20 protein-coding genes are annotated in these 23,235 nt (G+C 47.9%); 19 read left to right on the top strand and 1 reads right to left on the bottom strand.

Annotation, left to right across the window (positions count from 1 at the left end; genetic code table 11):
• Window positions 1-108: 108 nt before the first annotated feature.
• The 16 genes from KAI36_RS16295 (at window position 109) to spoVM (ending at window position 17,549) form a co-directional block, all read left to right on the top strand.
• Entirely contained in the window at window positions 109-1,995 is a 1,887-nt protein-coding gene (locus KAI36_RS16295) for a bifunctional homocysteine S-methyltransferase/methylenetetrahydrofolate reductase (protein WP_028540559.1), read from the top strand.
• A gap of 35 nt (window positions 1,996-2,030) precedes the next feature.
• Window positions 2,031-2,918, top strand: coding sequence for a YicC/YloC family endoribonuclease (locus KAI36_RS16290; protein WP_220025418.1), 888 nt, complete (start codon window positions 2,031-2,033; stop codon window positions 2,916-2,918).
• A 56-nt stretch (window positions 2,919-2,974) separates the two neighbouring features.
• Complete coding sequence (gene remA / locus KAI36_RS16285) at window positions 2,975-3,235, top strand: extracellular matrix/biofilm regulator RemA (protein ID WP_005548256.1); 261 nt, start codon at window positions 2,975-2,977, stop codon at window positions 3,233-3,235.
• Between the two features lie 14 nt (window positions 3,236-3,249).
• Window positions 3,250-3,822: a guanylate kinase gene (gene gmk, locus KAI36_RS16280; protein WP_013310894.1), complete on the top strand. Its 573-nt coding sequence runs from the start codon at window positions 3,250-3,252 to the stop codon at window positions 3,820-3,822.
• A gap of 122 nt (window positions 3,823-3,944) precedes the next feature.
• Window positions 3,945-4,148 (top strand): DNA-directed RNA polymerase subunit omega, encoded by a 204-nt coding sequence (gene rpoZ, locus KAI36_RS16275; protein WP_013310893.1) that lies wholly within the window; start codon window positions 3,945-3,947, stop codon window positions 4,146-4,148.
• A gap of 90 nt (window positions 4,149-4,238) precedes the next feature.
• Window positions 4,239-5,543, top strand: a complete 1,305-nt coding sequence (gene coaBC / locus KAI36_RS16270) for a bifunctional phosphopantothenoylcysteine decarboxylase/phosphopantothenate--cysteine ligase CoaBC (RefSeq protein ID WP_220025417.1) — start codon at window positions 4,239-4,241, stop codon at window positions 5,541-5,543.
• Window positions 5,543-8,119, top strand: coding sequence for a primosomal protein N' (gene priA, locus KAI36_RS16265; protein WP_220025416.1), 2,577 nt, complete (start codon window positions 5,543-5,545; stop codon window positions 8,117-8,119). The genes coaBC and priA overlap by 1 nt, the downstream gene beginning before the upstream one ends.
• 132 nt (window positions 8,120-8,251) lie before the next feature.
• Window positions 8,252-8,749, top strand: a complete 498-nt coding sequence (def, locus tag KAI36_RS16260; RefSeq protein WP_013310890.1) for a peptide deformylase — start codon at window positions 8,252-8,254, stop codon at window positions 8,747-8,749.
• 6 nt (window positions 8,750-8,755) lie between these two features.
• Window positions 8,756-9,715 carry a methionyl-tRNA formyltransferase gene (gene fmt / locus KAI36_RS16255; RefSeq protein WP_220025415.1) on the top strand — a complete coding sequence of 320 codons (960 nt, stop codon included), beginning with the start codon at window positions 8,756-8,758 and terminating at the stop codon, window positions 9,713-9,715.
• Window positions 9,712-11,127, top strand: a complete 1,416-nt coding sequence (gene rsmB, locus KAI36_RS16250) for a 16S rRNA (cytosine(967)-C(5))-methyltransferase RsmB (protein WP_220025414.1) — start codon at window positions 9,712-9,714, stop codon at window positions 11,125-11,127. The genes fmt and rsmB overlap by 4 nt, the downstream gene beginning before the upstream one ends.
• A gap of 187 nt (window positions 11,128-11,314) precedes the next feature.
• Window positions 11,315-12,355 carry a dual-specificity RNA methyltransferase RlmN gene (rlmN, locus tag KAI36_RS16245; RefSeq protein WP_013310887.1) on the top strand — a complete coding sequence of 347 codons (1,041 nt, stop codon included), beginning with the start codon at window positions 11,315-11,317 and terminating at the stop codon, window positions 12,353-12,355.
• Between the two features lie 6 nt (window positions 12,356-12,361).
• Entirely contained in the window at window positions 12,362-13,138 is a 777-nt protein-coding gene (locus tag KAI36_RS16240) for a Stp1/IreP family PP2C-type Ser/Thr phosphatase (protein WP_025723490.1), read from the top strand.
• A complete protein-coding gene (gene pknB / locus KAI36_RS16235) occupies window positions 13,135-15,414 on the top strand; it encodes a Stk1 family PASTA domain-containing Ser/Thr kinase (RefSeq protein ID WP_076292977.1) in 2,280 nt (759 codons plus the stop codon). Before KAI36_RS16240 ends, pknB begins: the two co-directional genes overlap by 4 nt.
• A 73-nt stretch (window positions 15,415-15,487) precedes the next feature.
• Window positions 15,488-16,405, top strand: coding sequence for a ribosome small subunit-dependent GTPase A (gene rsgA / locus KAI36_RS16230; RefSeq protein WP_220025413.1), 918 nt, complete (start codon window positions 15,488-15,490; stop codon window positions 16,403-16,405).
• Window positions 16,406-16,409: 4 nt separating this feature from the next.
• Window positions 16,410-17,078 (top strand): ribulose-phosphate 3-epimerase, encoded by a 669-nt coding sequence (gene rpe / locus KAI36_RS16225; RefSeq protein ID WP_023989299.1) that lies wholly within the window; start codon window positions 16,410-16,412, stop codon window positions 17,076-17,078.
• 390 nt (window positions 17,079-17,468) lie between these two features.
• Window positions 17,469-17,549, top strand: a complete 81-nt coding sequence (spoVM, locus tag KAI36_RS16220) for a stage V sporulation protein SpoVM (protein ID WP_010345573.1) — start codon at window positions 17,469-17,471, stop codon at window positions 17,547-17,549.
• Window positions 17,550-17,780: 231 nt separating this feature from the next.
• Here spoVM and rpmB read toward each other — a convergent pair whose 3' ends face one another.
• Window positions 17,781-17,969 (bottom strand): 50S ribosomal protein L28, encoded by a 189-nt coding sequence (gene rpmB, locus KAI36_RS16215; protein ID WP_013310881.1) that lies wholly within the window; start codon window positions 17,967-17,969, stop codon window positions 17,781-17,783.
• Between the two features lie 509 nt (window positions 17,970-18,478).
• On the opposite strand from rpmB, the gene KAI36_RS16210 reads away from it, so the two are divergent.
• The 3 genes from KAI36_RS16210 to recG are packed head-to-tail and all read left to right on the top strand — an operon-like array spanning window position 18,479 to window position 23,232.
• On the top strand, window positions 18,479-20,263 hold the full coding sequence (locus tag KAI36_RS16210; protein WP_220025412.1) for a DAK2 domain-containing protein: 1,785 nt from the start codon (window positions 18,479-18,481) through the stop codon (window positions 20,261-20,263).
• A gap of 49 nt (window positions 20,264-20,312) precedes the next feature.
• The gene (locus tag KAI36_RS16205) at window positions 20,313-21,182 is read left to right on the top strand and encodes a DegV family protein (RefSeq protein WP_220025411.1); all 870 of its coding nucleotides are present in this window, start codon (window positions 20,313-20,315) and stop codon (window positions 21,180-21,182) included.
• 1 nt (window position 21,183) lies between these two features.
• Window positions 21,184-23,232 (top strand): ATP-dependent DNA helicase RecG, encoded by a 2,049-nt coding sequence (gene recG / locus KAI36_RS16200; RefSeq protein ID WP_220028148.1) that lies wholly within the window; start codon window positions 21,184-21,186, stop codon window positions 23,230-23,232.
• The last annotated feature ends 3 nt before the right edge of the window (window positions 23,233-23,235 follow it).

The raw sequence follows: 23,235 nt of genomic DNA, 5'->3' as shown, positions 1-23,235 counted from the left end.
AGATCATATTGTCGGGGAGTGGGGCGGCTTTTTTTGTTTTTGGCTTATGTTTGTAGTCTCTTTATGTTACATTAGTATGAAAATAAAGAGCGGGGTGGAGCAGAGGACATGAAACCGGATTTGCGTACTGTGCTGAATCGTGAAATTATTGTCGGAGACGGCGCAATGGGGACTTTTTTATATCAGCTAGGATTTCCAGTAAATACGTCTTTCGAAGAACTGAACATCACTTCGCCTGACGTTATATCAGACGTGCATGGTCAATATTTAAGTGCAGGAGCTCGATTGCTGGAGACTAATACATTTTCTGCAAATGATTATAAGTTAGCCCGGTTTGGACTGGAATCTAAGGTAGAAGAGATCAATCGTGCCGGTGTGAGAATTGCCAGAGCTGCGGCCGGACCTGAACATTATGTGGTAGGTGCGGTGGGTTCCATATGTGGGGGCAAACGGCTTAACATATCCAAGCTGGAGCTGGCAAGAAACTATGAGCAGCAAATTGATGCCCTTCTCTCCGAAGGAGTCGACGGCATTCTGTGCGAAACGTTTTATTCACTGGATGAAATACGCATTGCGCTTCACAGTGTACGTAAATACAGTGACATTCCGGTAATTTGTCAGTTTGCAGTTGATCAGGTTGGTCGTACCCAGGATGGTTTTTTAGTTGCGGAAGCTTTTTCGGTGCTGCGTAATGAGGGGGCAGACATCCTTGGATTTAACTGTCACTCGGGTCCGCAGGGAATTATGAGTGTAATGGAGCAGCTGGATGGCCCTTTGTCTGTACCGCTGTCCGTATATCCGAATGCGGGACTAGCAGATTATGTGGACGGTCACTATGTATACGGTGCATCACCTGAGTATTTTGGAGAATGTGCCAAGTCCTTTGTAGACCTGGGGACGAGGCTGCTCGGTGGTTGCTGCGGAACTACACCGGACCATATTGCAGCTATCTCAAAAGCTTTGAACCGTTTGCAACCGCCTCCGCTGGCTTCAAAAGAAGCTTTGTCGAAAGAGTCATTTCAAGTGGCGGAGCAGATTGCAGATGAAGGGGAACGAGGAAATGGCAGACATACCAGCGAGCCTAATATTGTGGATCTGGTTAAGGAACGACATACGGTCATTGTAGAACTGGATCCTCCGCGCGATCTGGACATTACGAGGTTTATGCAAGGTGCTCATGCGTTGAAGAAAGCCGGGGCCGATGCACTTACACTGGCTGACAACTCGCTTGCAGTTACTCGTATGAGCAACATGGCACTTGGACATTTGGTCAGTATTGAAACAGGCTTGCGCCCATTAATTCATATAGCATGTCGTGATCGCAATCTGATTGGTACTCAATCCCACATGATGGGTTTTGACGCGCTCGGTATTGACCATGTACTGGCGGTTACTGGAGATCCGGCGCGGTTCGGTGATTTGCCAGGCGCCAGTTCGGTGTATGATATGACCTCTTTTGAAATCATACGCATGATCAAGCAATTAAATGATGGTGTTGCATTTTCCGGTAAGCCACTGAAGCAGAAGGCTAATTTTGTGGTAGGCGCCGCATTTAATCCTAACGTCAAGCATTTGGGTAAAGCCGTGCAGCGATTAGAGAAGAAAATTGCCTCTGGAGCTGATTATGTTATGACTCAGCCCGTTTACGACCACGAGCTTATTGCAGCCATCGCGGAAGCGACACGACATTTGGAAGTACCGATTTTTATCGGTATTATGCCGCTGGCTAGTGGGCGCAATGCAGAATACTTGCACAATGAAGTGCCAGGCATTCAGTTATCCGATGAGGTACGTGCACGTATGTCTGGTCTTGAGGGTCCGGAAGGACGAGCAATGGGCGTGTCTATTGCCAAGGAGTTACTCGATACGGCAATGGAACATTTTAATGGTATCTATTTTATGACTCCATTTATGTTCTATGAAATGACAGCTGAATTGACTTCTTACGTATGGCAAAAATCAGGCCGCGTACAGGCCCCCTTGTTTCGACTATAATAATCAATTACAATAGTATAATGGATGTGATGCCGATGTCATTGAGTATGACCGGATACGGTCAAGCCATCCTTCATTATGAGGGCTATAAAGTGCGCTTGGAATTGAAATCGGTGAATCACCGCTATTGCGAAGTGATGATGAGAATTCCGCGCGAATGGACTCGATACGAAGATGGCTTGAGAAGAACGGTTCAACAGCAGATTAAACGCGGTCGTATCGATGTCTTCATCCACAGAGAACGTGATGAAGAACAGATGCCCGCCGCGCGGGTGAATGACACTGTGGTGCAGGCTTACCTGCATGCAGCGGAGCAGCTGGCGGATCGTTATGGAGTGAAAGGAACGTTAGGGATAAGCGATATTCTTGCTTTGCCTGACGTTCTGGGTGAGCCTGGAGAGGCTTGCCATGGAGACGAAGAGGACTGGGAAGAGCAACTGCAGCGAGCTTTGAATGAAGCTTTGCAAGGTTTACTGGAGATGAGAAGGCGAGAAGGCGGGCATTTGGCGCAAGATGTGGAATCCCGTATTTTACGTCTGGAATCCCTGCATCATGAAATGACGGTGCTGGCTCCTCATGTTGTGAGCGACTACCGTAACAGGCTGAAACACAGGCTTAAAGAGCTTCAGGACGGTTCATTTACGCTTGATGAACATAAGTTCGGAATGGAGATTGCGTTATTCGCGGATCGCAGCAATATTGATGAGGAACTTACCCGGCTTCAAAGTCACTTTGGGCAGTGCAAGGGGTTGCTGCTGTCGGACGAGCCGGCCGGTCGCAAATTAGATTTTTTAATCCAGGAAATGAACAGGGAAGTCAACACGATCGGCTCCAAGGCTAATCATCTCACATTGGTTAATTTGGTCGTTGAGATGAAAGCAGAGCTCGAGAAAATTCGTGAGCAGGCTGCAAATATTGAGTAGCTACCTGGTAGCGGCACGGCTGCAAGAGTCACATGTATAGGGGGAAAGACCTGAATATGGCAATCAAATTGATCAATATTGGTTTCGGCAATATCGTGTCGGCCAACCGAATTATCTCCATCGTCAGTCCGGAGTCTGCTCCGATCAAGCGGATTATACAGGAAGCCAGGGACCGTCATATGCTAATTGATGCTACCTATGGCCGCCGGACGCGGGCTGTTATTATTACAGACAGTGATCATGTAATCCTGTCTGCGGTGCAGCCGGAGACGGTCGCTCATCGCCTATCCACTAAAGATGATGACAATGACGAATAAAAATGGAGTGTACTATGGCTAAGGGATTATTATTTGTAATATCCGGACCTTCGGGTGTCGGTAAAGGGACGGTAGGCAACGCATTGCGTGACAAGCTACCAGAGATAACATACTCCGTTTCTGCTACAACTCGAACACCTCGTTCAGGCGAACAGGATGGAGTGACCTATTTTTTTAAAACGCGTGAAGAATTTTTGGGTATGATTGAACGAGATGAAATGCTGGAGTATGCTGAGTATGTAGGGAACTATTATGGTACTCCACGTGATTTTGTAGATCAGACGCTTGCGCAGGGAAAAGATATTTTTCTGGAGATTGAAGTTCAGGGAGCGCTAAAGGTTAAAGAAAAATTTCCAGAAGGCATATTCATTTTTCTGCTTCCGCCTTCGCTAGACGAATTAAAGGATAGAATCCGGGGACGGGGCACAGAAACTCAAGCGACCATAGACCACCGTATGTCGGTAGCTGTGGATGAAATGAATCTGTTGCGTCACTATGATTATGCGGTCGTCAATGATGAGATTGATTTCGCTTGTAAACGAATAGAATCCATTATTATCGCCGAACATTGTAAGGTTCATCCTTAAACGAGGGCTTTACATATGCCAAGCGTACCTAAAGAGAAATAATACTGTATAAGCTGAGCTTGAAGGTGTACACTGGAGTTCAGCTTATACAGTCCCAAAACTACATGAAGAGGTGTCTATTCGTGCTGTATCCTTCCATTGATGAAATGATGAAAAAGGCAGATAGTAAGTATTCGTTGGTTGTAGCGGCTTCACGCCGTGCCAGACAGTTGCGCGAGGGTGAAAAGACGACTCTTAAGAATCCTAAATCCCACAAACAGGTTGGAGTGGCGTTGGAAGAGATTTACGCGGATCATCTGCGTCTTGAAAGCGGCGAAGACGAGTAAGAATTATACACAACTATTATAACCGGGCGCAATGCCAATTCCTTTGACAACCGCAAGGTTGTTATTTTTTTAGGTCAGGGGGAGTTAACGATGTTGAAGGGGAAAGTTATTATTCTTGGTATAACTGGCGGAATTGCTGCTTACAAAGGGGCTGCGCTGTGCAGTAGGTTGACGCAAAAGGGAGCCGATGTTCATGTGATTATGACGGCCTCTGCCAAGGAGTTTATTACCGAACTTACGTTGCAGTCGCTCTCTCGTAATCCGGTGTACAGTGACACATTTGATGAAAGAGAGCCGTCAGTCGTATCCCATATTCATCTGGCGGATGCGGCTGATTTGGTGCTTGTTGCTCCTGCAACTGCGAATATTATCGGGAAAATGGCGCATGGTCTTGCTGATGATATGCTGTCTACAACGCTGCTGGCTACAACAGCGCCTATTATGGTGGCCCCTGCGATGAACGTACATATGTACACTCATCCGGCAGTCATGCAAAATATGGAGACGCTTGTATCACGTGGCGTGAAGATGATTGAGCCTGGTGAAGGATTACTGGCTTGCGGTTACGTTGGCAAAGGACGTTTGGAAGAGCCGGACACAATTGTGCAAACCATAGAGCACTTTTTTGATCAGCAAGCTCAGGAACAAAAAACCAACATCAAGTCTGAACCACGATGGTTTGGTGGCGAATCTATGGAGGCTCAAGTGCCTGAGTCACTTGTGAATGAGAATGAATCGGTGTTATCAGGCAAAAAAGTCATTGTAACGGCTGGGGGCACGATCGAGCGAATTGATCCAGTGCGTTATATTACAAATGATTCATCTGGCAAAATGGGCTTTGCTATTGCAAAAGTGGCTCAGGAGATGGGGGCAGAGGTGCACTTGATTGCTGCCAATACCAGCGCGGAACCGCCTGCTGGTATTATGCTTGAAAGAGTCCAGTCAGCTGAAGACATGTACGCCGCTGTATTAAAACAATGGGAAACAAGCGATATGGTCGTTATGGCTGCTGCAGTTGCAGATTATCGACCACGTGAGATAGCACAGACCAAGATCAAGAAAAAAGATAGTGTATTTACGCTAGAGCTAGTGAAGAACGTCGATATTCTAGAATCACTCGGACGGAGTAAGAAACATCAATTTTTAATTGGCTTTGCAGCTGAAACCGAACATTTGGAGACGTATGCGATAGATAAATTAGAACGTAAAAATTGTGATTTGATCGCGGCAAACGATGTAACTGTGAATGGTGCTGGTTTTGGCGTCGATACGAATGCTGTTCAAATTTATGACCGAAGCGGGATGATAGAGCGTATTCCTGTACAGTCAAAGGAAGAGGTTGCGCGTAAGTTGCTTACTATAGCCGCGGGACGCATGGGTGGGGTGCTGCATTAATGGAGACGGGCAATTTAGTTGCCAAGGTCATTGTCGATGTACCTGCCAAGGATACGGACCGTACCTTTGATTATCTGATACCGGACTCGATGAGACCTTGGATTGAGCCGGGTAGCCGGGTAGCTGTGCCATTTGGCAAACGGACGGTGCAGGCTTTTGTCATCTCGGTAGTCCCAGCTGATGATCCACCGAAATACAGGATGAGAGCAATCCAGGAGTTGCTGGATTTGGTACCACCCTTATCTGTCGACCTAGTCGAACTGGGCAAATGGATGAGCGAACGTTATGCTTGTAATCAAATTATGGCACTGCAAGTGATGATTCCTACCGCGCTCAAGGGCAAAGCAGAACGTTATATCTCAATTGCGGAACAGCATGAGTTAACGCATCCACAGCGTACTATACAACCGAATCAGGGCGATGAACTCGAATGGGCACTTCTGACTGACGATGGTATGAGTGATCCGACGGAGCGTCGGATTGTTAGCTTCATTCAGGAGAAGGAGCAAGTCCCATTGCAGCAACTCAGTCGACGTTTCCCTGAGGAAGCAGAGGTTATTAAATCACTGTTACGCCGGGGTGTGCTTCAGGAAAGTCAAGTTATTAAAGACAAACTTGGCAAAAAGACCATGAAATCCGTTGATCTGGCTATCGGCATAGACGAGGCATCAACGGCGCTGGAGCAATTTTCTGCGAAAGCGCAGCGTCAGCGGGAGGTACTTGCTTTTTTGCTGGAACGTAGCGAGTTTCTGCCTCTGTCGCTGAAGGAAGTCATGACCTCACTGAGTGTGTCTGCTGCAACGGTTAAGGCGCTGGAAGATAAGGGCTATGTGTTGCTAGAAGATGTCGAAGTGTTCCGCGACCCGTACCGGGGCAGACACTTCAAGCCTACAGAGCCACTCCCCCTCACAGCAGAGCAGCAGTCGGTATATGAACGGATTATTCGCCAGCTGGACACGCGTGAGCAGGGAGCTTATTTGTTGCATGGAGTCACAGGGAGCGGTAAGACGGAAATCTATCTGCAGACGATTCAGCGTTGTATCGAGCAGAATCGGCAGGCCATTGTGCTGGTACCTGAAATATCGTTAACCCCACAAATGGTTGAGCGTTTTAAAGGCCGGTTTGGCGATCAGGTAGCAGTGATGCACAGTAGATTGTCCGGGGGGGAACGGTACGATGAGTGGCGCAAAATACGCGAAGGCCGTGTGAAAGTGGCGATTGGTGCTCGCTCGGCAGTATTTGCGCCTTTTCGTGAGTTAGGTCTTATTATTATGGATGAGGAGCACGAAACGTCCTATAAGCAGGAAGAGACACCTAAATACCATGCGCGTGATGTTGCCATTCGCAGAGCCCATCAGCATGGGGCTGTCGTTATTCTCGGCTCGGCTACACCGTCGCTGGAAAGCTACTATGCGGCTCGCTCACAAAGCAACGACGAGTTTGCTCCGTTGCTGCTTGAAATGCCAACTCGCGCATTGGGGAACACGTTACCCGAAGTACATATCATGGATATGCGTGAGGAACTGCGTGCTGGCAACCGCTCTATGTTCAGCCGTGCGTTGCATAATGGAATTGCAGAGCGGTTAGAGCGTAAGGAGCAGACGGTACTCCTGTTGAATCGGCGTGGGCACTCCACGTTCGTCATGTGCCGTAGCTGTGGCTATGTCGCGGGTTGTCCACATTGTGATATTTCGCTTACGTATCATCAGCGGTCGAACAATTTACGTTGCCATTACTGTGGTTATTCCGAGCCCGTGCCTCAGACTTGCCCTGAGTGCGGTAGTGAGCATATTCGCTATTTCGGTACAGGTACCCAGCGAGTGGAAGAAGAGCTGGCGAAGCTATTTCCCGGTATACGTGTTGTTCGAATGGATGTTGATACAACGACAGAAAAAAATGCCCACGAAAAGCTTCTCAAGCAATTTCGTGATAAAAAAGCGGACGTGCTGCTCGGTACTCAAATGGTTGCCAAAGGCCTGGACTTTCCCGATGTGACACTGGTTGGTGTCATTACTGCGGATTCGGCTCTCAATTTACCGGATTTTCGGGCTGCGGAAAAGACATTTCAGCTGTTAACACAAGTAGCTGGACGGGCTGGGAGACATCAATTGCCGGGGGAAGTATTCGTACAATCCTATACTCCAGAGCATTATTCGGTGATTCACGCAAGTCGCCATGATTATGCTTCTTTTGTGAGGGAAGAATTGAAACACCGCCGCAATTTGCACTATCCACCATATTGTCGTCTTATTTTGGTGACCTTTTCTCATGAACAACTCCCGGTGCTAGTCCGACTGGCTGAGAATTATTCAGCAACACTACAGGGACGGGCCAGACAACGGGGCTGGTTCGGGAATATGGATCGTCTTACATCGGATGTACTCGACATTTTGGGGCCAGTGGCTTCACCCATTTCGAGAATCAAGAATAGATACCGATTTCAATGTATGATAAAATGGCGTGGAAATATCGACGCGATTAGTTTGGCTCAGCAAGTAGCTGATGAAATGGCCGAATCCGCACAGGCACAAAAGTTGCTGATTAGTCTGGATGTTGATCCGCAAATGCTCATGTAGAGCGTTGCCACAAAAGTTATTAGCACAATTAATGCGGACAAGCCGTCCGTACATAGGATAATGTAGCAGTCGCGTTTGTGATGAATACAGTTAAGCCTAAATGAAGCATAAAGAGGAAGGTGTTCTGTTGTCATGTCAATTAGAATTATAGTGTTGGAGCCGGATGACGTATTGCACAAAGTAGCAAAGGAAGTCACTAAAATTACGCCTAACGTGCAAAAGCTGCTTGACGATATGGCAGATACGATGTATGAAGCGGAGGGAGTAGGTCTTGCTGCTCCGCAAGTAGGTATTTTGAAGCGTCTCATCGTTGTAGATGCTGGAGATGAGCATGGATTGATTAAAATGATCAATCCAGAGATCGTGGCCGAAGAAGGGGAGGAATTGGGTCCTGAAGGTTGCCTGAGTATACCTGGGTTGAACGGGGATGTGCGTCGTGCCGAGAAGGTTACAGTCAAGGGACTGGACCGCGAGGGTAAGGCTATTACCGTTACAGCGACAGGGTTGCTCTCTCGTGCTTTTCAGCATGAAATTGACCATTTAAATGGAATTTTATTCACGGATATTGCAGAAAAAGTATATGAGGTTGCGCTGGAACAGCCAGGACCAAACCGTCAGATAGGAGAGTGAGGTTCGATGAGTCAAGACATTCGTATTATCTTTATGGGTACGCCTGAGTTTGCAGTGCCATCGCTGAACATGTTACTGGACAACGGTTATAACGTGGTCGGTGTGATTACACAGCCCGATAAGCCACAGGGACGAAAAAAAATATTGACGCCTACACCAGTCAAGGAAGCGGCAGAAAAACGCGGATTACCTGTACTGCAACCGACCCGCCTGCGCCAGCCAGAAGCGGTGGCTCAGGTGGCAGAGCTGCGTCCTGATCTGATTGTAACCGCAGCCTATGGGCAAATTTTGCCTAAGTCCGTACTAGACCTGCCTCGGTTCGGCTGTCTGAATGTACATGGTTCGTTACTTCCCCGTTATCGGGGAGGTGCACCGATCCAGCGTGCGATTATTAACGGTGAGACCGTGACGGGTGTGACGCTGATGTATATGGCGGAAGGACTGGATACTGGCGATATGATATCGCGAGTTGAGATTGCTATAGAGCCGGAGGATACCTCCGGTACGATTTTTGAGAAGTTAAGCGTAGCTGGAGCAAAGCTTTTGCAGGACGAGCTGCCTAAGTTGCTGGCAGGCCAATCAGACCGTACGCCGCAAAATGAGGACGAGGCTACCTATGCCCCTAACCTGAACCGCGACGATGAGCGTATTTCGTGGAATGACAATGCACAGCAGATATACAACCGGATTCGCGGCCTTGTTCCTTTTTCCGGCGCGTTTACGCTTTGGGAGGGAAATGTTTTTAAAATATGGGCTGCTGAGCTGCCTTTCATAAATAATGAAGTGAGTGGCTCAAATGCTCCAGCACCCGGGACGGTTCTTCAATTGACCGCTCGTGGCATTGAGGTGCAGACAGGCGAAGGCACTCTCTGGCTGACCCAGGTTCAACCAGCTGGCAAAAAGGTTATGGATGCCGGAACCTTTGCACGCGGCGGACAGATGAAGCCAGGCATGGTGCTCGGATGAGCGGGAGTCACTCCCGCCAGGGAGGCCAAGGCAAGGGAGTGGGTGCGAGAACCGGCAAGACTCGCAATCAGACGGCGCGGGAAGTTGCACTTGATGTGTTGATTGGTGTGGAGCAAGAGGGTGCGTATAGCAATCTTGAGCTAAATCGTCGGCTTCAGCAGGCAGGTTTATCTGCAAGTGACGCTGGTTTGGCGACAGAACTTGTATACGGTACAGTCGCACGCCGAAATACACTAGATTATTTTTTGAATAAATTTGTTCAAAAAGGAACGGCCAAGCTTCAGGCTTGGGTACGTTCGTTGCTGCGGATGAGTGTGTACCAGGTGGTGTATTTGGATCGAGTTCCGGATCATGCAGTCGTTAGTGAAGCGGTGACCATTGCCAAGCGGCGTGGGCATCAGGGGATTTCCGGTATGGTCAACGGCGTGCTCCGCAGCATGCTGCGTGAGCCGGACAAGCTGCGTATTCCTGACGATTTGTCACCGGAGGAACGGATTTCTTTAGAACATTCCCATCCACAGTGGCTGGTTAAGCGCTGGATTAAGCAATACGGTGCAGATACTGCTGAGGCTATCTGTCAGGCTAATAATGAGCCCCCTGCGGTCAGCGTACGGGTGAATACGACAATGACCAGCCGTGATCAGCTGCTGGACGAGATGAACTCAAAAGGGCTTGATGCCGTTCCTTCGGCAGTTAGTCCCTATGGGATTGTTGTTCGTAGCGGTGGAAATATGGCGCTTACCTCGTGGTATACGGACGGTTTGCTGTCCGTACAGGATGAAAGCTCCATGCTCGTTGCCGAAGCAGTCGCTCCTGAGCCTGGCATGCTGGTACTGGATTGCTGTGCCGCTCCAGGTGGCAAAACAGCTCATATGGCTGAGCTGATGAAGGATCACGGACGGATAGTTGCGAATGATCTGCATGCCCATAAGCATCAATTAATTCGTGAACAGGCTAATCGACTTGGCCTGGATGCCGTGGAAACAGTCACTGGTGATGCGCTAGAACTAAAGGAACGATATGCTCCAGCTTCTTTTGACCGTATTTTGCTGGATGCGCCATGCTCTGGCTTTGGAGTGATTCGTCGTAAACCGGACCTGCGTTGGAGCAAAACTGCGCAGGATGTTCGCGACATTACACAGCTTCAGCATGAGCTGCTGGATAGTGTGGCGGGACTGTTGAAGCCAGGTGGTATTTTGGTATACAGCACATGCACGATTGAACCGGACGAAAATGAAGGACAATTGACTCAATTTTTAAGCGAACATCCAGAGTATGAATTGGGAGAGGGTCATTCCTTCCCGGACGTGAGCCGCGAAAAGGATAGTATACAGGGAGGCTCGGTACAGCTGTTACCGCAGCATTTCCACAGCGACGGATTTTATATCGCGCGCCTGCGTCGGGTGAAATAGCGCGGAAGAGAATTCCAGGCAGCTTTCCACCAGTATTTCCACATTCCGCCGGAACATTTCCGGCGGTTTTTTGCATGAAGACGAAAAATTTTTACCCCCTCAGGGATTTGTGCTAAAATAGGAAGACTGAAAAATACTATCTGCGATCAAACAGAACTTAATGAAGAAGGAACGGGTGCAAACATTGATGAAACCTTTTATATATGATTTAACTCTGGAGGAGCTTCAGGACTGGGCCAAGAACAATGGCGAGCCTGCTTTTCGTGGAGGACAAATTTTTGACTGGCTGTATGTGAAGCGGGTCAATGATTTCAGCGAGATGACGAATTTGTCCAAGGCGCTGAGAGAGAAGCTTGAGGAGCAATTTAGTTTTGTGACGCTTAGTGAAATTACAAAGTTGGAATCGAAGGACGGTACAGTAAAATTCCTGTTCGGTTTGCACGATGATCATGCCATTGAAACGGTCATTATGAGACACAATTACGGAAACAGCATTTGTGTAACGACTCAAGTGGGTTGCCGGATTGGTTGTACTTTCTGCGCTTCGACGCTTGGAGGCCTCAAACGGAACCTGACGGCTGGTGAAATTACTGCACAGGTGGTGCAGGCTCAGAAAATTTTGGATAAAACCAATGAACGAGTGAGCAGCATCGTGATTATGGGCTCGGGCGAGCCTTTTGAAAACTATGAAGCGACCATGACGTTTTTACGTACAATGGTTCATGAAAAAGGTCTGAACATTGGTCAACGTCATATCACAGTGTCGACCAGCGGTATTGTACCGAATATTTATAAATTTGCCGACGAGGATACCCAGATTAATCTGGCAATATCCATTCATGCGCCTAATGATGCGCTTCGTTCGAAGCTGATGCCTGTAAATCGGCGTTATCCCTTTAAGGATGTTATGGATTCTCTACGTTACTATCTTGCTAAGACGGGGCGGAGAATTTCGTTTGAATATGCCCTGATTGGTGGGGTAAACGATCAGGCAGAACATGCTGAAGAGCTAGCGGATGTGTTAAAGGACATGCTTTGTCACGTCAATTTGATTCCAGTCAATCATGTGCCTGAGCGCAAGTATGTACGCACATCACGCAGCGATATTTTTAATTTCCAACGTATTCTTGCCGAAAAAGGCGTCAATGTGACGATCCGGCGTGAACAGGGTCACGATATTGCCGCTGCTTGCGGCCAGTTGCGTGCAAAGCATATGGAGTTGGGGTGAAACCATTTGATCAAAACAGTTCATGTCAGCCATGTCGGACGTGTACGTTCGGTGAATGAGGATTCTGCCTGGATCAGGCACTTGGAGCAAGGCTATATTCTTGGGATTGTTGCCGATGGTATGGGGGGGCATTTGGCCGGTGATACGGCCAGCCGCCTTGCGGTAGAGACACTTGCCGCTGATTTGGCGACGCTGGAGAGCGGATTATCCGCACATTCTTTGACGGCGGCGCTCAGCGACGCTATTTTGCATGCCAATGAAGTCATCTTCCAGACGGCTGCACGCGATGAAAAGTATCATAATATGGGAACGACAGTTGTTGCGGTTTTATTAAACGACGCATCCGGAATTATCGGACATATCGGTGACAGTCGTGCTTATGTCATTTCTAAAGGAGCGGTACGTCAGCTTACAGAAGACCATACTTTGGTTAATGAGCTGTTCAAAAACGGTCAGATCAGTAAGGAAGAACGGGAGAACCATCCTCGTCGCAATGTACTGACACGGGCGCTGGGCACTGATTCCGAGGTGAAAGTGGATATTGACTCCATTGCGCTGGAAAAAGGCGATGTACTGTTACTGTGTAGTGACGGATTAAGCAATCTGGTAACGGAAGAACAAATCAGCAAAGTAGTAGGTGCCGCAGAGAATCCTTTGGAGGAGCGCGCGGATCGTCTGCTACATCTGGCGTTGCTTGCCGGAGGAGACGATAACATTACTGTAGCCTTGTTTGAATTGCCCGACGACACGGTTTCATTGAGTGAAAAGGGGTGTGACGCATGATCGGGCACCTGCTAGGGGGAAGATACGAAATTATTGAGCGTATCGGTGGCGGCGGTATGGCGCTGGTGTATAAGGCTCAAGACATTTTGCTGAATCGCAATGTCGCAGTTAAAGTGTTGCGCCAGCAATTTGTTCATGATGAGGAATTTATTCGCCGGTTTCGGCGTGAGGCGCAGTCTGCGGCCTCGCTTTCGCATTCGAATGTGGTCAGTATTTATGATGTCGGTCAAGAGGATGAAATCCATTATATTGTAATGGAGTGCATCGAAGGTAAAAATTTGAATGAGATTATTAAAGAACGTGCGCCATTGCAAGTGGATGAAGCAGTACGGATTGCTTCCCAGATTTGTGATGCGCTGGAGCATGCCCATCAAAATCAGATCATTCACCGAGACATTAAGCCTCATAATATATTAATTGGACGTAATGGACGGGTTAAGGTAACTGATTTTGGGATTGCTAGAGCTGTTACGTCAACGACCATTACCCAGACGGGTTCTGTTGTGGGTTCTGTTCATTATTTTTCACCTGAGCATGCAAAGGGTGTCGTCACCGGCGAAAAATCGGACTTATATTCTTTAGGTATTGTCTTATATCAAATGCTGACGGCACAGCTCCCTTTCCTGGGAGAAAGTCCAATTAGTGTAGCGCTCAAGCATTTGCAAGAGGAATTTGAGGAACCGCGTAAAATTAATCCGTTGATTCCGCAAAGTGTGGAAAATGTCATTCTAAAATCCATGCGCAAAAATCCAGAAGAGCGTTATCAATCGGCAGACGAAATGCTAAAAGATCTGGAAACCTGTTTGCTGCCGGGACGGCGTAATGAATCCAAGCTGGAGTTTACACATTTGGATGATGAGGATCAAACACGGGTTATTCCGGCTATTAAGCCTCAACAATTAGGGATGTCTTCTAGTGGCGATGATGTACCTGCCCAACCGCGTGAGTCTGAACAGCTTTCGAGCAAGCAATCGTCCAAAAAAAGTAGAAAAAAAGCGATCTTGTGGGTAACACTAGTATTGGTGCTACTTCTGTGCATGGGCGGAGTGGTGTACTATGTGCAAAGTGTACTCGTCGTGCCTGAGGTAAAAGTACCGAGCGTATTGACACAAACAGAAGACCAAGCGAAGGTTAATCTCAGTAAAGCGGGATTACTCATTGAGGAGCCAATCCAGCATGAGTACAAAGAAGGAATCGCGCCTGGAGTTGTATTTTATCAAAGCTATCCTGCAGATTCTTTAGTCAAGGAAGGAACCAAGATTAGTCTGAAAGTCGGGATTGCCAAGCCGCTCACCCCGATGCCTGATGTCAAAGGCCAAAGCTACGAGAATGCTGTTAAGCTGCTGACCGCCCAGCAAATTAAGGAAACGCAGATTCAGCAAAATGAGCAGTTTAGTGATCAGGCCGCAGGGACTGTCCTTAGTCAGACACCCGCTGCAAATGAGCCATTTGATAAGGATTCAGTCCAGGTTGTGCTCACAGTCAGCAAGGGCGCTGACACTGTGAAAATGCCAAGTCTCGTAGGGAAGACGCAGAATCAAGCGGAAAATGAGGTCAAAAAGGCAGGGCTGAAGGTTGGCTCGATTAAAGAAGAATTTAGCTATGAGCAGGAAAAAGGAAGAGTAACCAAACAGTGGCCGTCAGAGGCAGGCAGTGAGTTGCCACCAAATACGGAAATTACGTTTTATGTAAGCACTGGTTATCCACCAGAAGCGATTACGCTGCCATTTAATGTGCCAGTTGCGCCGAAGGAAGAGGGTAAAAACAGCAAAATTCGTATCACTTATACGGATGCACGTGGAGAAAATCAGGAATGGGGAAGCCGTACAATTAATACGACACAGGTGTTCACTATCAACCTGTTAATGGCTCCGAACAAAGACAGTGTCGTCTCAGTATTTAGAGATGGTGACTTTATTGATACGTATCCAGTCTCTTATATTGAGGCGAAAAATGGAACGGTGACGATGCCTCAAATTGCTCCGCCTGCCGGAACTTCACCAACGGATACACCTGATGGTACTTCCTCGCAGAATGGAAGTGGAAACGGCGAGGAAGGTGATAGCGGGGGTTCTTCTAATGATAGTGGTAATAGTGGGGGCGACTCGAACAATCAGGAGGGCACAGGAGGTAATGGTGACCCTTCCGCCTTTGTTCCTGGAACGAATTCCACGGGGGGTACGCGCAGTGAGTTGGCAGTTAGTCATAAAAACAACCCAGGCCACGCTTCCCACAAAAAGAAGGAAAAAGTGATTGAGGCTGTTCAGCATCAGTAAACTTGCAATAGGAAGATGCTCAACCTGTTATACGCAATGAAACTTGAACATTATGAAGGAGGACATCTTACACATGCCTGAAGGTCTGATCGTCAAGGCGCTTAGCGGATATTATTATGTCTCCAGCCTGGATCAGGATGGGCGTCCGGTATCTGGCGAAGCTACGGTACAATGCAGAGCACGCGGCATTTTTAAGAAAAAAGAGATTACGCCTCTTGTCGGTGATCGGGTCGTTTACGAACTGACTGAGAACGGGGAAGGTATGGTCGAGGAGATTAGAAAGCGTACGACAGAGCTAATTCGTCCTCCGGTAGCTAATACCACGCTTGCCGTGCTACTGTTTTCCTTGCGTGAGCCAGATTTAAACCTGCCTTTACTGGACAAATTTTTAGTCCATATTGAGCACGCCGGGCTGGATACGATTATCTGTCTGACTAAGCGCGATTTGTATGAAGGCAGCCCTTCAGAGGATGACACCGTGCTGACCGTTCAGGAAATGTACCGGAAGATCGGTTATGAGGTGCTGGTAACCAGTGCCCGTACCGGAGAAGGGACGGCTGAGCTTAAGAAGCTGTTGGCTGGTCAAATCAGCGTGTTTTCCGGGCAGTCAGGTGTAGGAAAGTCTTCCATGCTTAATGCTCTGGAGCCTGGGTTAACGCTGGAGACGAGCGCCATAAGCAATAAGCTGGGCCGAGGAAAACATACAACTCGTCATGTGGAGCTGATTCCTCTAGACAACGGAGGGTTTGTAGCAGATACACCAGGGTTTAGCCAGCTGGATTTTCTGGAGCTAGGTGTGGATGAGTTATCTCCCTGTTTTCGTGAATTCCAGCAGTATGCGGAAGGATGTAAATTTCGGGGGTGTACCCATATTCACGAGCCTAGCTGTAAAGTAAGAGAGGCCCTGGAAGAAGGCCATATTTCACAGGGCCGATATGATAGCTATTTGCAGTTCTATCAGGAATTAAAAGAAAAAAAGCGGAGGTACTGAGTATATGTTAAAAATAGCACCGTCGATTTTATCCGCTGATTTTGCTCGCTTGGGCAGTGAAGTTGCGGAAGCTGAGGCAGGAGGGGCAGACTGGATTCATGTGGATGTAATGGATGGACATTTTGTATCTAATATTACACTGGGCCCACCTATCGTTCAGGCTATTCGTCCGCATACGACTCTTCCTTTGGATGTTCATCTGATGATTGAGCATCCTGAACGCTATATTGGCGATTTCGTAAAAGCAGGAGCCAATATCATCACTGTTCATGCTGAGGCCTGTGTTCATTTGCATGGTGTCCTTCACTTGATCAAGCAGCAAGGCGCTCTGGCTGGAGTGGCTCTCAATCCGGGTACTTCACCATACGCGATCAAGGAAGTGCTGCCAAATGTGGATATGATTCTGGTGATGACGGTCAATCCTGGCTTTGGAGGTCAGTCCTTCATTCCAGAGACGTTAAATAAAATCAGACAAATCCGTGCTTGGCTGAACGAATTGGGTCGTCCAGACGTACATATCGAAGTAGACGGAGGTATTGCGGAGGAGACGGCACCAGCCGTATTTGAAGCGGGGGCTGACGTGTTAGTGGCTGGTAGTGCGGTATTCGGTAGAGCAGACCGCGCAGCGGCTATTGCTGCGATTCGGGACAGTGCAGCTCGTTTGTCCAAGTGAAGCTGACTGAAGCATTGTGGATGACTGTAGCGAGCATGGCGACGGGGTTGACCCTTAGCTGTTTCTCGCTAGTGAAGGCTCCTTGGAATGCTGTTCTTTCACTTTTGGCTGTTCTAATTGTACTGTTTTATTTTCGAAAAAATGAACGGCGTGGTTTACGAATAGGTTTTGTGGTGTGCAGCGTACTTTATTATATCCTGTTTATTTTCATACTCTCAGCATATCTCTATGTTCGCGGACTTGTCTGATGGTATAGCCTGGGATGGTTGCGCATAAATATGGTTACATGAGCGGGATTCTCATGTAGCCTTTTTTTGTGGGGCAACAACCCTTGACAGGTTGCATAAACTACAGAGAACGGATGCAGGAGGATGATGGGGAGGGTGAGGCATGAAGTTTTACACAATCAAGCTACCAAAATTTCTGGGTGGATTCGTTAAAGCCATTTTGAATACATTCCAGAAAAACTGAATTCAGCGTAATGTAAACACAGGATGTAGGATGAAAGCTGGAGGTACACAGTACACAGGGCACGCTTCCCGGGCACAACAGATAGGTAGCTCGGCAGTAAAAGATAGGAACGCACGGGAAGGTGCCTGACATTTTGTTCTCCTGAACCAGATGGATATTACTTTTCGAATAACCAAAAAAGCACCCGTTCAAAACGAGGTGCCTTTTGTTTATAACGATATTTTTTTACGACTACACGCGAGTCACTTTACCGGCTTTCAATGCACGAGTGCTGACATAAACGCGTTTCGGTTTACCGTTAACGAGAATGCGAACTTTTTGTACGTTGACGCCCCAAGTACGGCGATTACGGTTGTTAGCGTGAGATACGTGGTTACCGCTGCCAGGCTTTTTGCCTGTTACAGAACATTTACGAGACATGATTCCACCTCCTATTCTGAAAATAACCAAATTCCATACGGAACGGGTCTCTCTTCAGGCCGACTGGGTCAGCCGGACTTTGTAAGTCACTAACCTGAACAAAACAATACTTATATATAATATCATAGTCAAAAAAGCTCCGTCAACTGATTCAAAAACTTTATTTATTTCTCTTTCGCATTATAGTACAATATGGGATAGTTATTGCTGCGATTATTTTGTATTTAAATGGAATGTGAATTCTTATTCCAGTCATGCCGGCAGTTCAGAGGCGGGACTATAGTTATCATTCCAGCCGATGATTTATTGTTAGGCAGTTGACTGGTTTTTCATTTTATATGACCTGTAGAAGAACGACCAGACGTGAGTACAAGAGCTTACGAAAGTGTGACATTCGTATTCGTCGTCTGGCTTTAGTATAATTCAATTGAACCTGTACGCACAGTTGAATAAGGTGTTGTGAAGGTTGATAGTAAAACAAGTGTATTAAGCTAGGAAGGGGAATTCTCTTGAGTAATCGTTCTTTGAATGGAACAGATTTTACCGCAATGGTTTTAGCCGGGGCGGAACAATTACAGCAGCATGCGGAACATGTCAATTCACTAAATGTATTCCCAGTGCCAGACGGTGATACGGGAACCAACATGAATTTGACGATGAGCGCGGGCGTAACGGAATTAAAGAGGGGGGACTCTTCCTCCATCGGTGTCATGTCCGGCATATTATCCAAAGGTTTGCTGATGGGAGCCCGCGGCAATTCAGGGGTTATCCTGTCTCAGTTGTTTCGTGGCTTCAGCCGTTACGCTGCCCCATACGAGGAATTGAATACCCTTCAGTTCGCATCGGCATTGCAGAGCGGGGTGGATGCGGCCTACAAGGCGGTTGTTAAGCCGGTGGAGGGTACAATTCTTACCGTGGCGAAGGAAGCGGCCAGGCATGCTGTGTTTTTCTCGCGCCGGACGAACGACATCACGGAACTGATGGAAGAAGTGCTTGCCAAAGCGAAGGAAACGCTTGCCATGACGCAGGACATGCTCCCTGTATTGAAGCAAGTAGGAGTTGTAGATTCGGGTGGGCAAGGTCTTGTGTACATTTATGAAGGTTTTATGCAGCATCTTGGAAGCGGCTTGGTGACGTCTTCAACTGCAAAAAGTGATAATGTACGCACGGTTTTTGCTCCTCACGTATCGGAGAGACCTACTGCTACTGCAGTTGTTCCTTCCCCAGATGCGCCGATTTCTGCGCAAGCGAAGCTCGAAACGGATAATATTGAATTTTTGTATGATATGGAGTTTTTTATTAATCGACAATTGGGCGAAGCGCAAGGTACCGATTTTGATGAGGAAGCCTTCCGGAAAGCGTTATCAGTAGATGGTGATTCTATTATCGTAATTTCAGACGATGATGTCATCAAGGTTCACGTGCATTCTAAGGCTCCTGGTGAAGTGCTGAATTTGGCACTGCGCTACGGAGAAATTACACAGATTCGTATTTTAAATATGCGCGAGCAGCATCGTGATTTGTTGTCTGCGGGTATGGATGTTGCTCCTGAGCCTGAGTGGTTTGCTGAAATACCAACAGAGCCTGCACGTGAGGAAGAGCCGTCTGAGCCCCCCGCTCATGAACTGGCATCCTTTGGTTTTATAGCTGTGGCTTCCGGTGAAGGAATTGCTGATATTTTCAGAAGTTTAGGCGTCGATGTTGTCCTTTCTGGCGGCCAGACAATGAATCCGAGCACAGAGGACTTCGTTAATGCGGCGCGCTCGATTGCGGCTCAACATATTTTTATTCTTCCGAATAATTCCAATATTATTTTGGCGGCAGAACAGGCACGTGAACTGCTAGAGATGGAACGTATGGTGTCGGTTATTCCGAGCAAAACAATTCCTCAGGGGATTGCGGCAGCATTTGCCTTCCAGGAGGAAGAGGCTTTTGAGGTGAATCAGGACAATATGCGTGACGCAGTCACCCGGGTGAAGTCTGGGCAAGTGACCTACGCGGTACGGGATACGACGCTGGATGACCTGCATATTACAGCGGGGCACTACATTGGTATTCAGGATTCCAAGATTGTAGCGACCGAGGAACACTTAATGGCAACGTCTCGTCTTTTGCTAGCGAAAATGCTGGTGAATGGCGATGAAATTGTTACGATTCTCACAGGTTCAGACGCGAATCAAGAAGACACAGATCAGCTTGTTGCATGGCTTGAAGAAAATTATGCGGATGCTGAAGTGGAAGTTCATGAAGGTGGTCAGCCGATTTATCCTTATTTGTTCTCAGTGGAAACCTGATGTGCTTTAGCACGCCCATGGAAGTCCACAACAAAAGGAGGTCTGACTGATGAGCAGTACCATCATTTTGACGGATAGCACGGCTGATATTCCACCGGAATTAGCAGACCGTCTCGGTATAGTTGTTGTACCATTGACAGTGATGTTCGGCAGCACAGCTTACCTGGACGGCATTGAGATGTCAGCGTCGCAGTTTTACAGCGAACTAGTACGGGCTGATGAGCTACCTACGACGTCACAGCCTTCACCAGCTCGTTTTTTGGAGACGTACACGACGCTGTTGGAGCAATACCCCGAGAGCCAGGTTATCTCTATCCATTTATCCTCGGGTGTGAGCGGAACGTATCAGTCTGCTCTGCTGGGCAAATCCATGCTGGAGAAGCATGAACATAGAGTGACTGTGGTGGATTCCAAATCAGCTTCATACGGATACGGCATGCTAGTGGTTTATGCGGCAGAGCTGGCGGCTGCCGGGCATTCCCCGGCTGATATCGTTCGGGCTGTGGAACGTCGTGGGGAGCGCCGTCGTTTGTATTTCCTGGTGGATACCCTGGAATACTTACAAAAAGGCGGACGTATTGGCAAGGCAGCGGCAATGGTTGGTACGTTACTTAACATTAAGCCGATTCTTTCGATTGACAAAGAAGGCACTATTTATTCGGTTGATAAGGCGAGAGGGTATAAAAAAGCGACAGCACGTATAATTGAACTACTGGAGCGGGATTTAAAAGGCCAAAAAATTAATATTGCTGTGGGTCATACGGCAGATCGCTCAGCGGCAGAAGCGTTCGTGGCTCAGCTGGCAGAGCATTTTGAGCTGGGAGATCGAATATATACTGAACTTGGCGCTGTGATTGGGACCCATGTAGGGCCAGGAACGATTGGCATTTTTGTATGGCCGGCCGGAGATGAGAGGTAATATGCTGCAATTGGATCAAATACCTTTAAAACAAATACATGGCGTGAGTGCTCTCAAAGAGGGAGAGCTTCACGCTTTTGGCATTTCTAACATACAGGACATGCTGGAATATTATCCGTTTCGGTATGAAGATTACCGACTGCGCTCGCTAAGCGAAGTGAAGGATGGAGATAAGATTACAGTACAGGCCAAAATTATGGGCATTCCGGTGCTTCAGCGTTACGGGCGCAAATCAAGGTTGACTTGTAAATTGATGGCCGAGGATTGGATGTTTACCGCGACGTGGTTTAATCGGCATTTCATGAAGGAGCAGCTAACCTCAGGTCGTGAAATTGTGGTGACTGGTAAATGGGATCTCAAACGGATGCAGATGACTGTTGCAGATTCTGAGTTTCCTGATAAAGGAGTAGCCCGCTCGGGGACACTTCAACCTGTGTACTCTATAGGCGGCAAGATTACGCAAAGCTGGATGCGAAAAACAATGAGCCAGACACTCCAGCAGTTTGGTGAAATGATCCCCGAACTATTGCCTGAGTTGCTTGTGCGTAAATATAGTATGATGCCGCGGAAGCAGGCTATTGCAGGTATACACCAGCCTCAGGACAACCGCGAGGGGCAAGAGGCTCGTCGGCGGATGGTGTATGAGGAGCTATTTTTATTTCAGCTGAAAATGCAGGCATTCCGGGCGCTAAATCGTGGTCGAGCAGACGGGGTGGTACATACCGTGGATAACGCCACGATTCGTGAATTTGTAAGGGCTTTGCCTTTTGAATTAACGGATGCACAGAAGAAGGTAGAGCTTGAAATACTGCACGATCTACGCTCACCTTATTGTATGAACCGTCTTCTTCAGGGAGATGTTGGGTCAGGTAAAACAGTTGTTGCTGCCATCGGTTTATTTGCCACAGTACGTTCCGGTTTTCAGGGAGCGCTGATGGTGCCAACCGAAATATTGGCCGAGCAGCATATGCGATCGCTTCACAAGCTGTTTGAACCCTTTGGAATCAGTGTGGGCCTACTGACTGGGAGTACAACCGGGAAGAAGCGTAAGGAGCTGCTAGCTGCTCTCCAAATGGGTCTGCTGGACATTGTAGTAGGCACCCATGCTCTCATTCAGGAGGATGTATATTTTCGCCAGCTTGGGCTTGTTGTAACGGATGAGCAGCATAGATTCGGAGTGAATCAGCGTAGTGTACTGCGTCGCAAAGGCTATAATCCCGATGTGCTGACGATGACGGCCACACCGATCCCACGTACGCTGGCCATCACTGCGTTTGGCGATATGGATGTTTCTACGTTGTCAGAGCGGCCGAAGGGGCGTATTCCAATTTCTACCTATTGGGTGAAGCACGAACTGATGGATCGGGTACTCGGTTTTATTTCCCGCGAGGTAGACCAGGGAAGGCAGGCTTATCTGATTTGCCCGTTGATTGAAGAGTCGGAGAAGCTGGACGTACAGAATGCCATCGATTTGCATATTCAAATGCAACAGGCTTTTCCACATTACCGCGTTGGGCTATTACATGGACGAATGACTCCCGCAGAAAAGGAAGAAGTTATGCGTTCTTTCTATGCGAATGAGGTTCAGTTGCTCGTTTCAACGACGGTTGTGGAGGTGGGGGTAGACGTCCCAAATGCGACGCTAATGGTCATTATGGATGCGGATCGTTTTGGATTATCCCAGTTACATCAATTACGTGGACGAGTCGGACGAGGAGCACATGCCTCGTATTGTGTACTGATCGCTGATCCTAAGTCGGAGGTTGGTCAGGAGCGGATGAAGGTTATGACCGATACGGACGATGGTTTTGAGGTTGCTAGACGCGATCTGGATTTGAGAGGGCCGGGTGACTTTTTTGGCACCAAGCAGAGTGGGCTACCCGAGTTTCGTTTAGCAGATATGGTAGCGGATTTTGAGGTGCTGGAAAAGGCGCGGGAGGATGCAACCGATCTGATCAAGGATTCGTCCTTTTGGACATCTCCGCAGTATGAAGGACTGCGCGGTTATTTGCAAAAAGAACAGATTTTCCAGGGGGATCTCATCGACTAATCC

Origin of the sequence: Paenibacillus sp. S02 (assembly GCF_019454065.1) — a bacterium.
Classification (GTDB): Bacteria; Bacillota; Bacilli; order Paenibacillales; family Paenibacillaceae; genus Paenibacillus; species Paenibacillus polymyxa_B.
Note: the sequence above shows the minus strand (reverse complement) of the source record. Positions and strands in the feature narration are given on the sequence as shown.

What these genes read in the sequence shown, in the direction of transcription:
- coaBC (WP_220025417.1), top strand. Translation starts at nt 4,239, where the DNA reads ATGTTGAAGGGGAAAGTTATTATTCTTGGTATAACTGGCGGAATTGCT.
- KAI36_RS16290 (WP_220025418.1), top strand. Translation starts at nt 2,031, where the DNA reads ATGTCATTGAGTATGACCGGATACGGTCAAGCCATCCTTCATTATGAG.
- rsgA (WP_220025413.1), top strand. Translation starts at nt 15,488, where the DNA reads ATGCCTGAAGGTCTGATCGTCAAGGCGCTTAGCGGATATTATTATGTC.
- rpe (WP_023989299.1), top strand. Translation starts at nt 16,410, where the DNA reads ATGTTAAAAATAGCACCGTCGATTTTATCCGCTGATTTTGCTCGCTTG.
- recG (WP_220028148.1), top strand. Translation starts at nt 21,184, where the DNA reads ATGCTGCAATTGGATCAAATACCTTTAAAACAAATACATGGCGTGAGT.
- priA (WP_220025416.1), top strand. Translation starts at nt 5,543, where the DNA reads ATGGAGACGGGCAATTTAGTTGCCAAGGTCATTGTCGATGTACCTGCC.
- pknB (WP_076292977.1), top strand. Translation starts at nt 13,135, where the DNA reads ATGATCGGGCACCTGCTAGGGGGAAGATACGAAATTATTGAGCGTATC.
- gmk (WP_013310894.1), top strand. Translation starts at nt 3,250, where the DNA reads ATGGCTAAGGGATTATTATTTGTAATATCCGGACCTTCGGGTGTCGGT.
- rsmB (WP_220025414.1), top strand. Translation starts at nt 9,712, where the DNA reads ATGAGCGGGAGTCACTCCCGCCAGGGAGGCCAAGGCAAGGGAGTGGGT.
- KAI36_RS16205 (WP_220025411.1), top strand. Translation starts at nt 20,313, where the DNA reads ATGAGCAGTACCATCATTTTGACGGATAGCACGGCTGATATTCCACCG.
- KAI36_RS16295 (WP_028540559.1), top strand. Translation starts at nt 109, where the DNA reads ATGAAACCGGATTTGCGTACTGTGCTGAATCGTGAAATTATTGTCGGA.
- rpmB (WP_013310881.1), bottom strand. Translation starts at nt 17,969, where the DNA reads ATGTCTCGTAAATGTTCTGTAACAGGCAAAAAGCCTGGCAGCGGTAAC.
- def (WP_013310890.1), top strand. Translation starts at nt 8,252, where the DNA reads ATGTCAATTAGAATTATAGTGTTGGAGCCGGATGACGTATTGCACAAA.
- spoVM (WP_010345573.1), top strand. Translation starts at nt 17,469, where the DNA reads ATGAAGTTTTACACAATCAAGCTACCAAAATTTCTGGGTGGATTCGTT.
- remA (WP_005548256.1), top strand. Translation starts at nt 2,975, where the DNA reads ATGGCAATCAAATTGATCAATATTGGTTTCGGCAATATCGTGTCGGCC.
- fmt (WP_220025415.1), top strand. Translation starts at nt 8,756, where the DNA reads ATGAGTCAAGACATTCGTATTATCTTTATGGGTACGCCTGAGTTTGCA.
- rlmN (WP_013310887.1), top strand. Translation starts at nt 11,315, where the DNA reads ATGAAACCTTTTATATATGATTTAACTCTGGAGGAGCTTCAGGACTGG.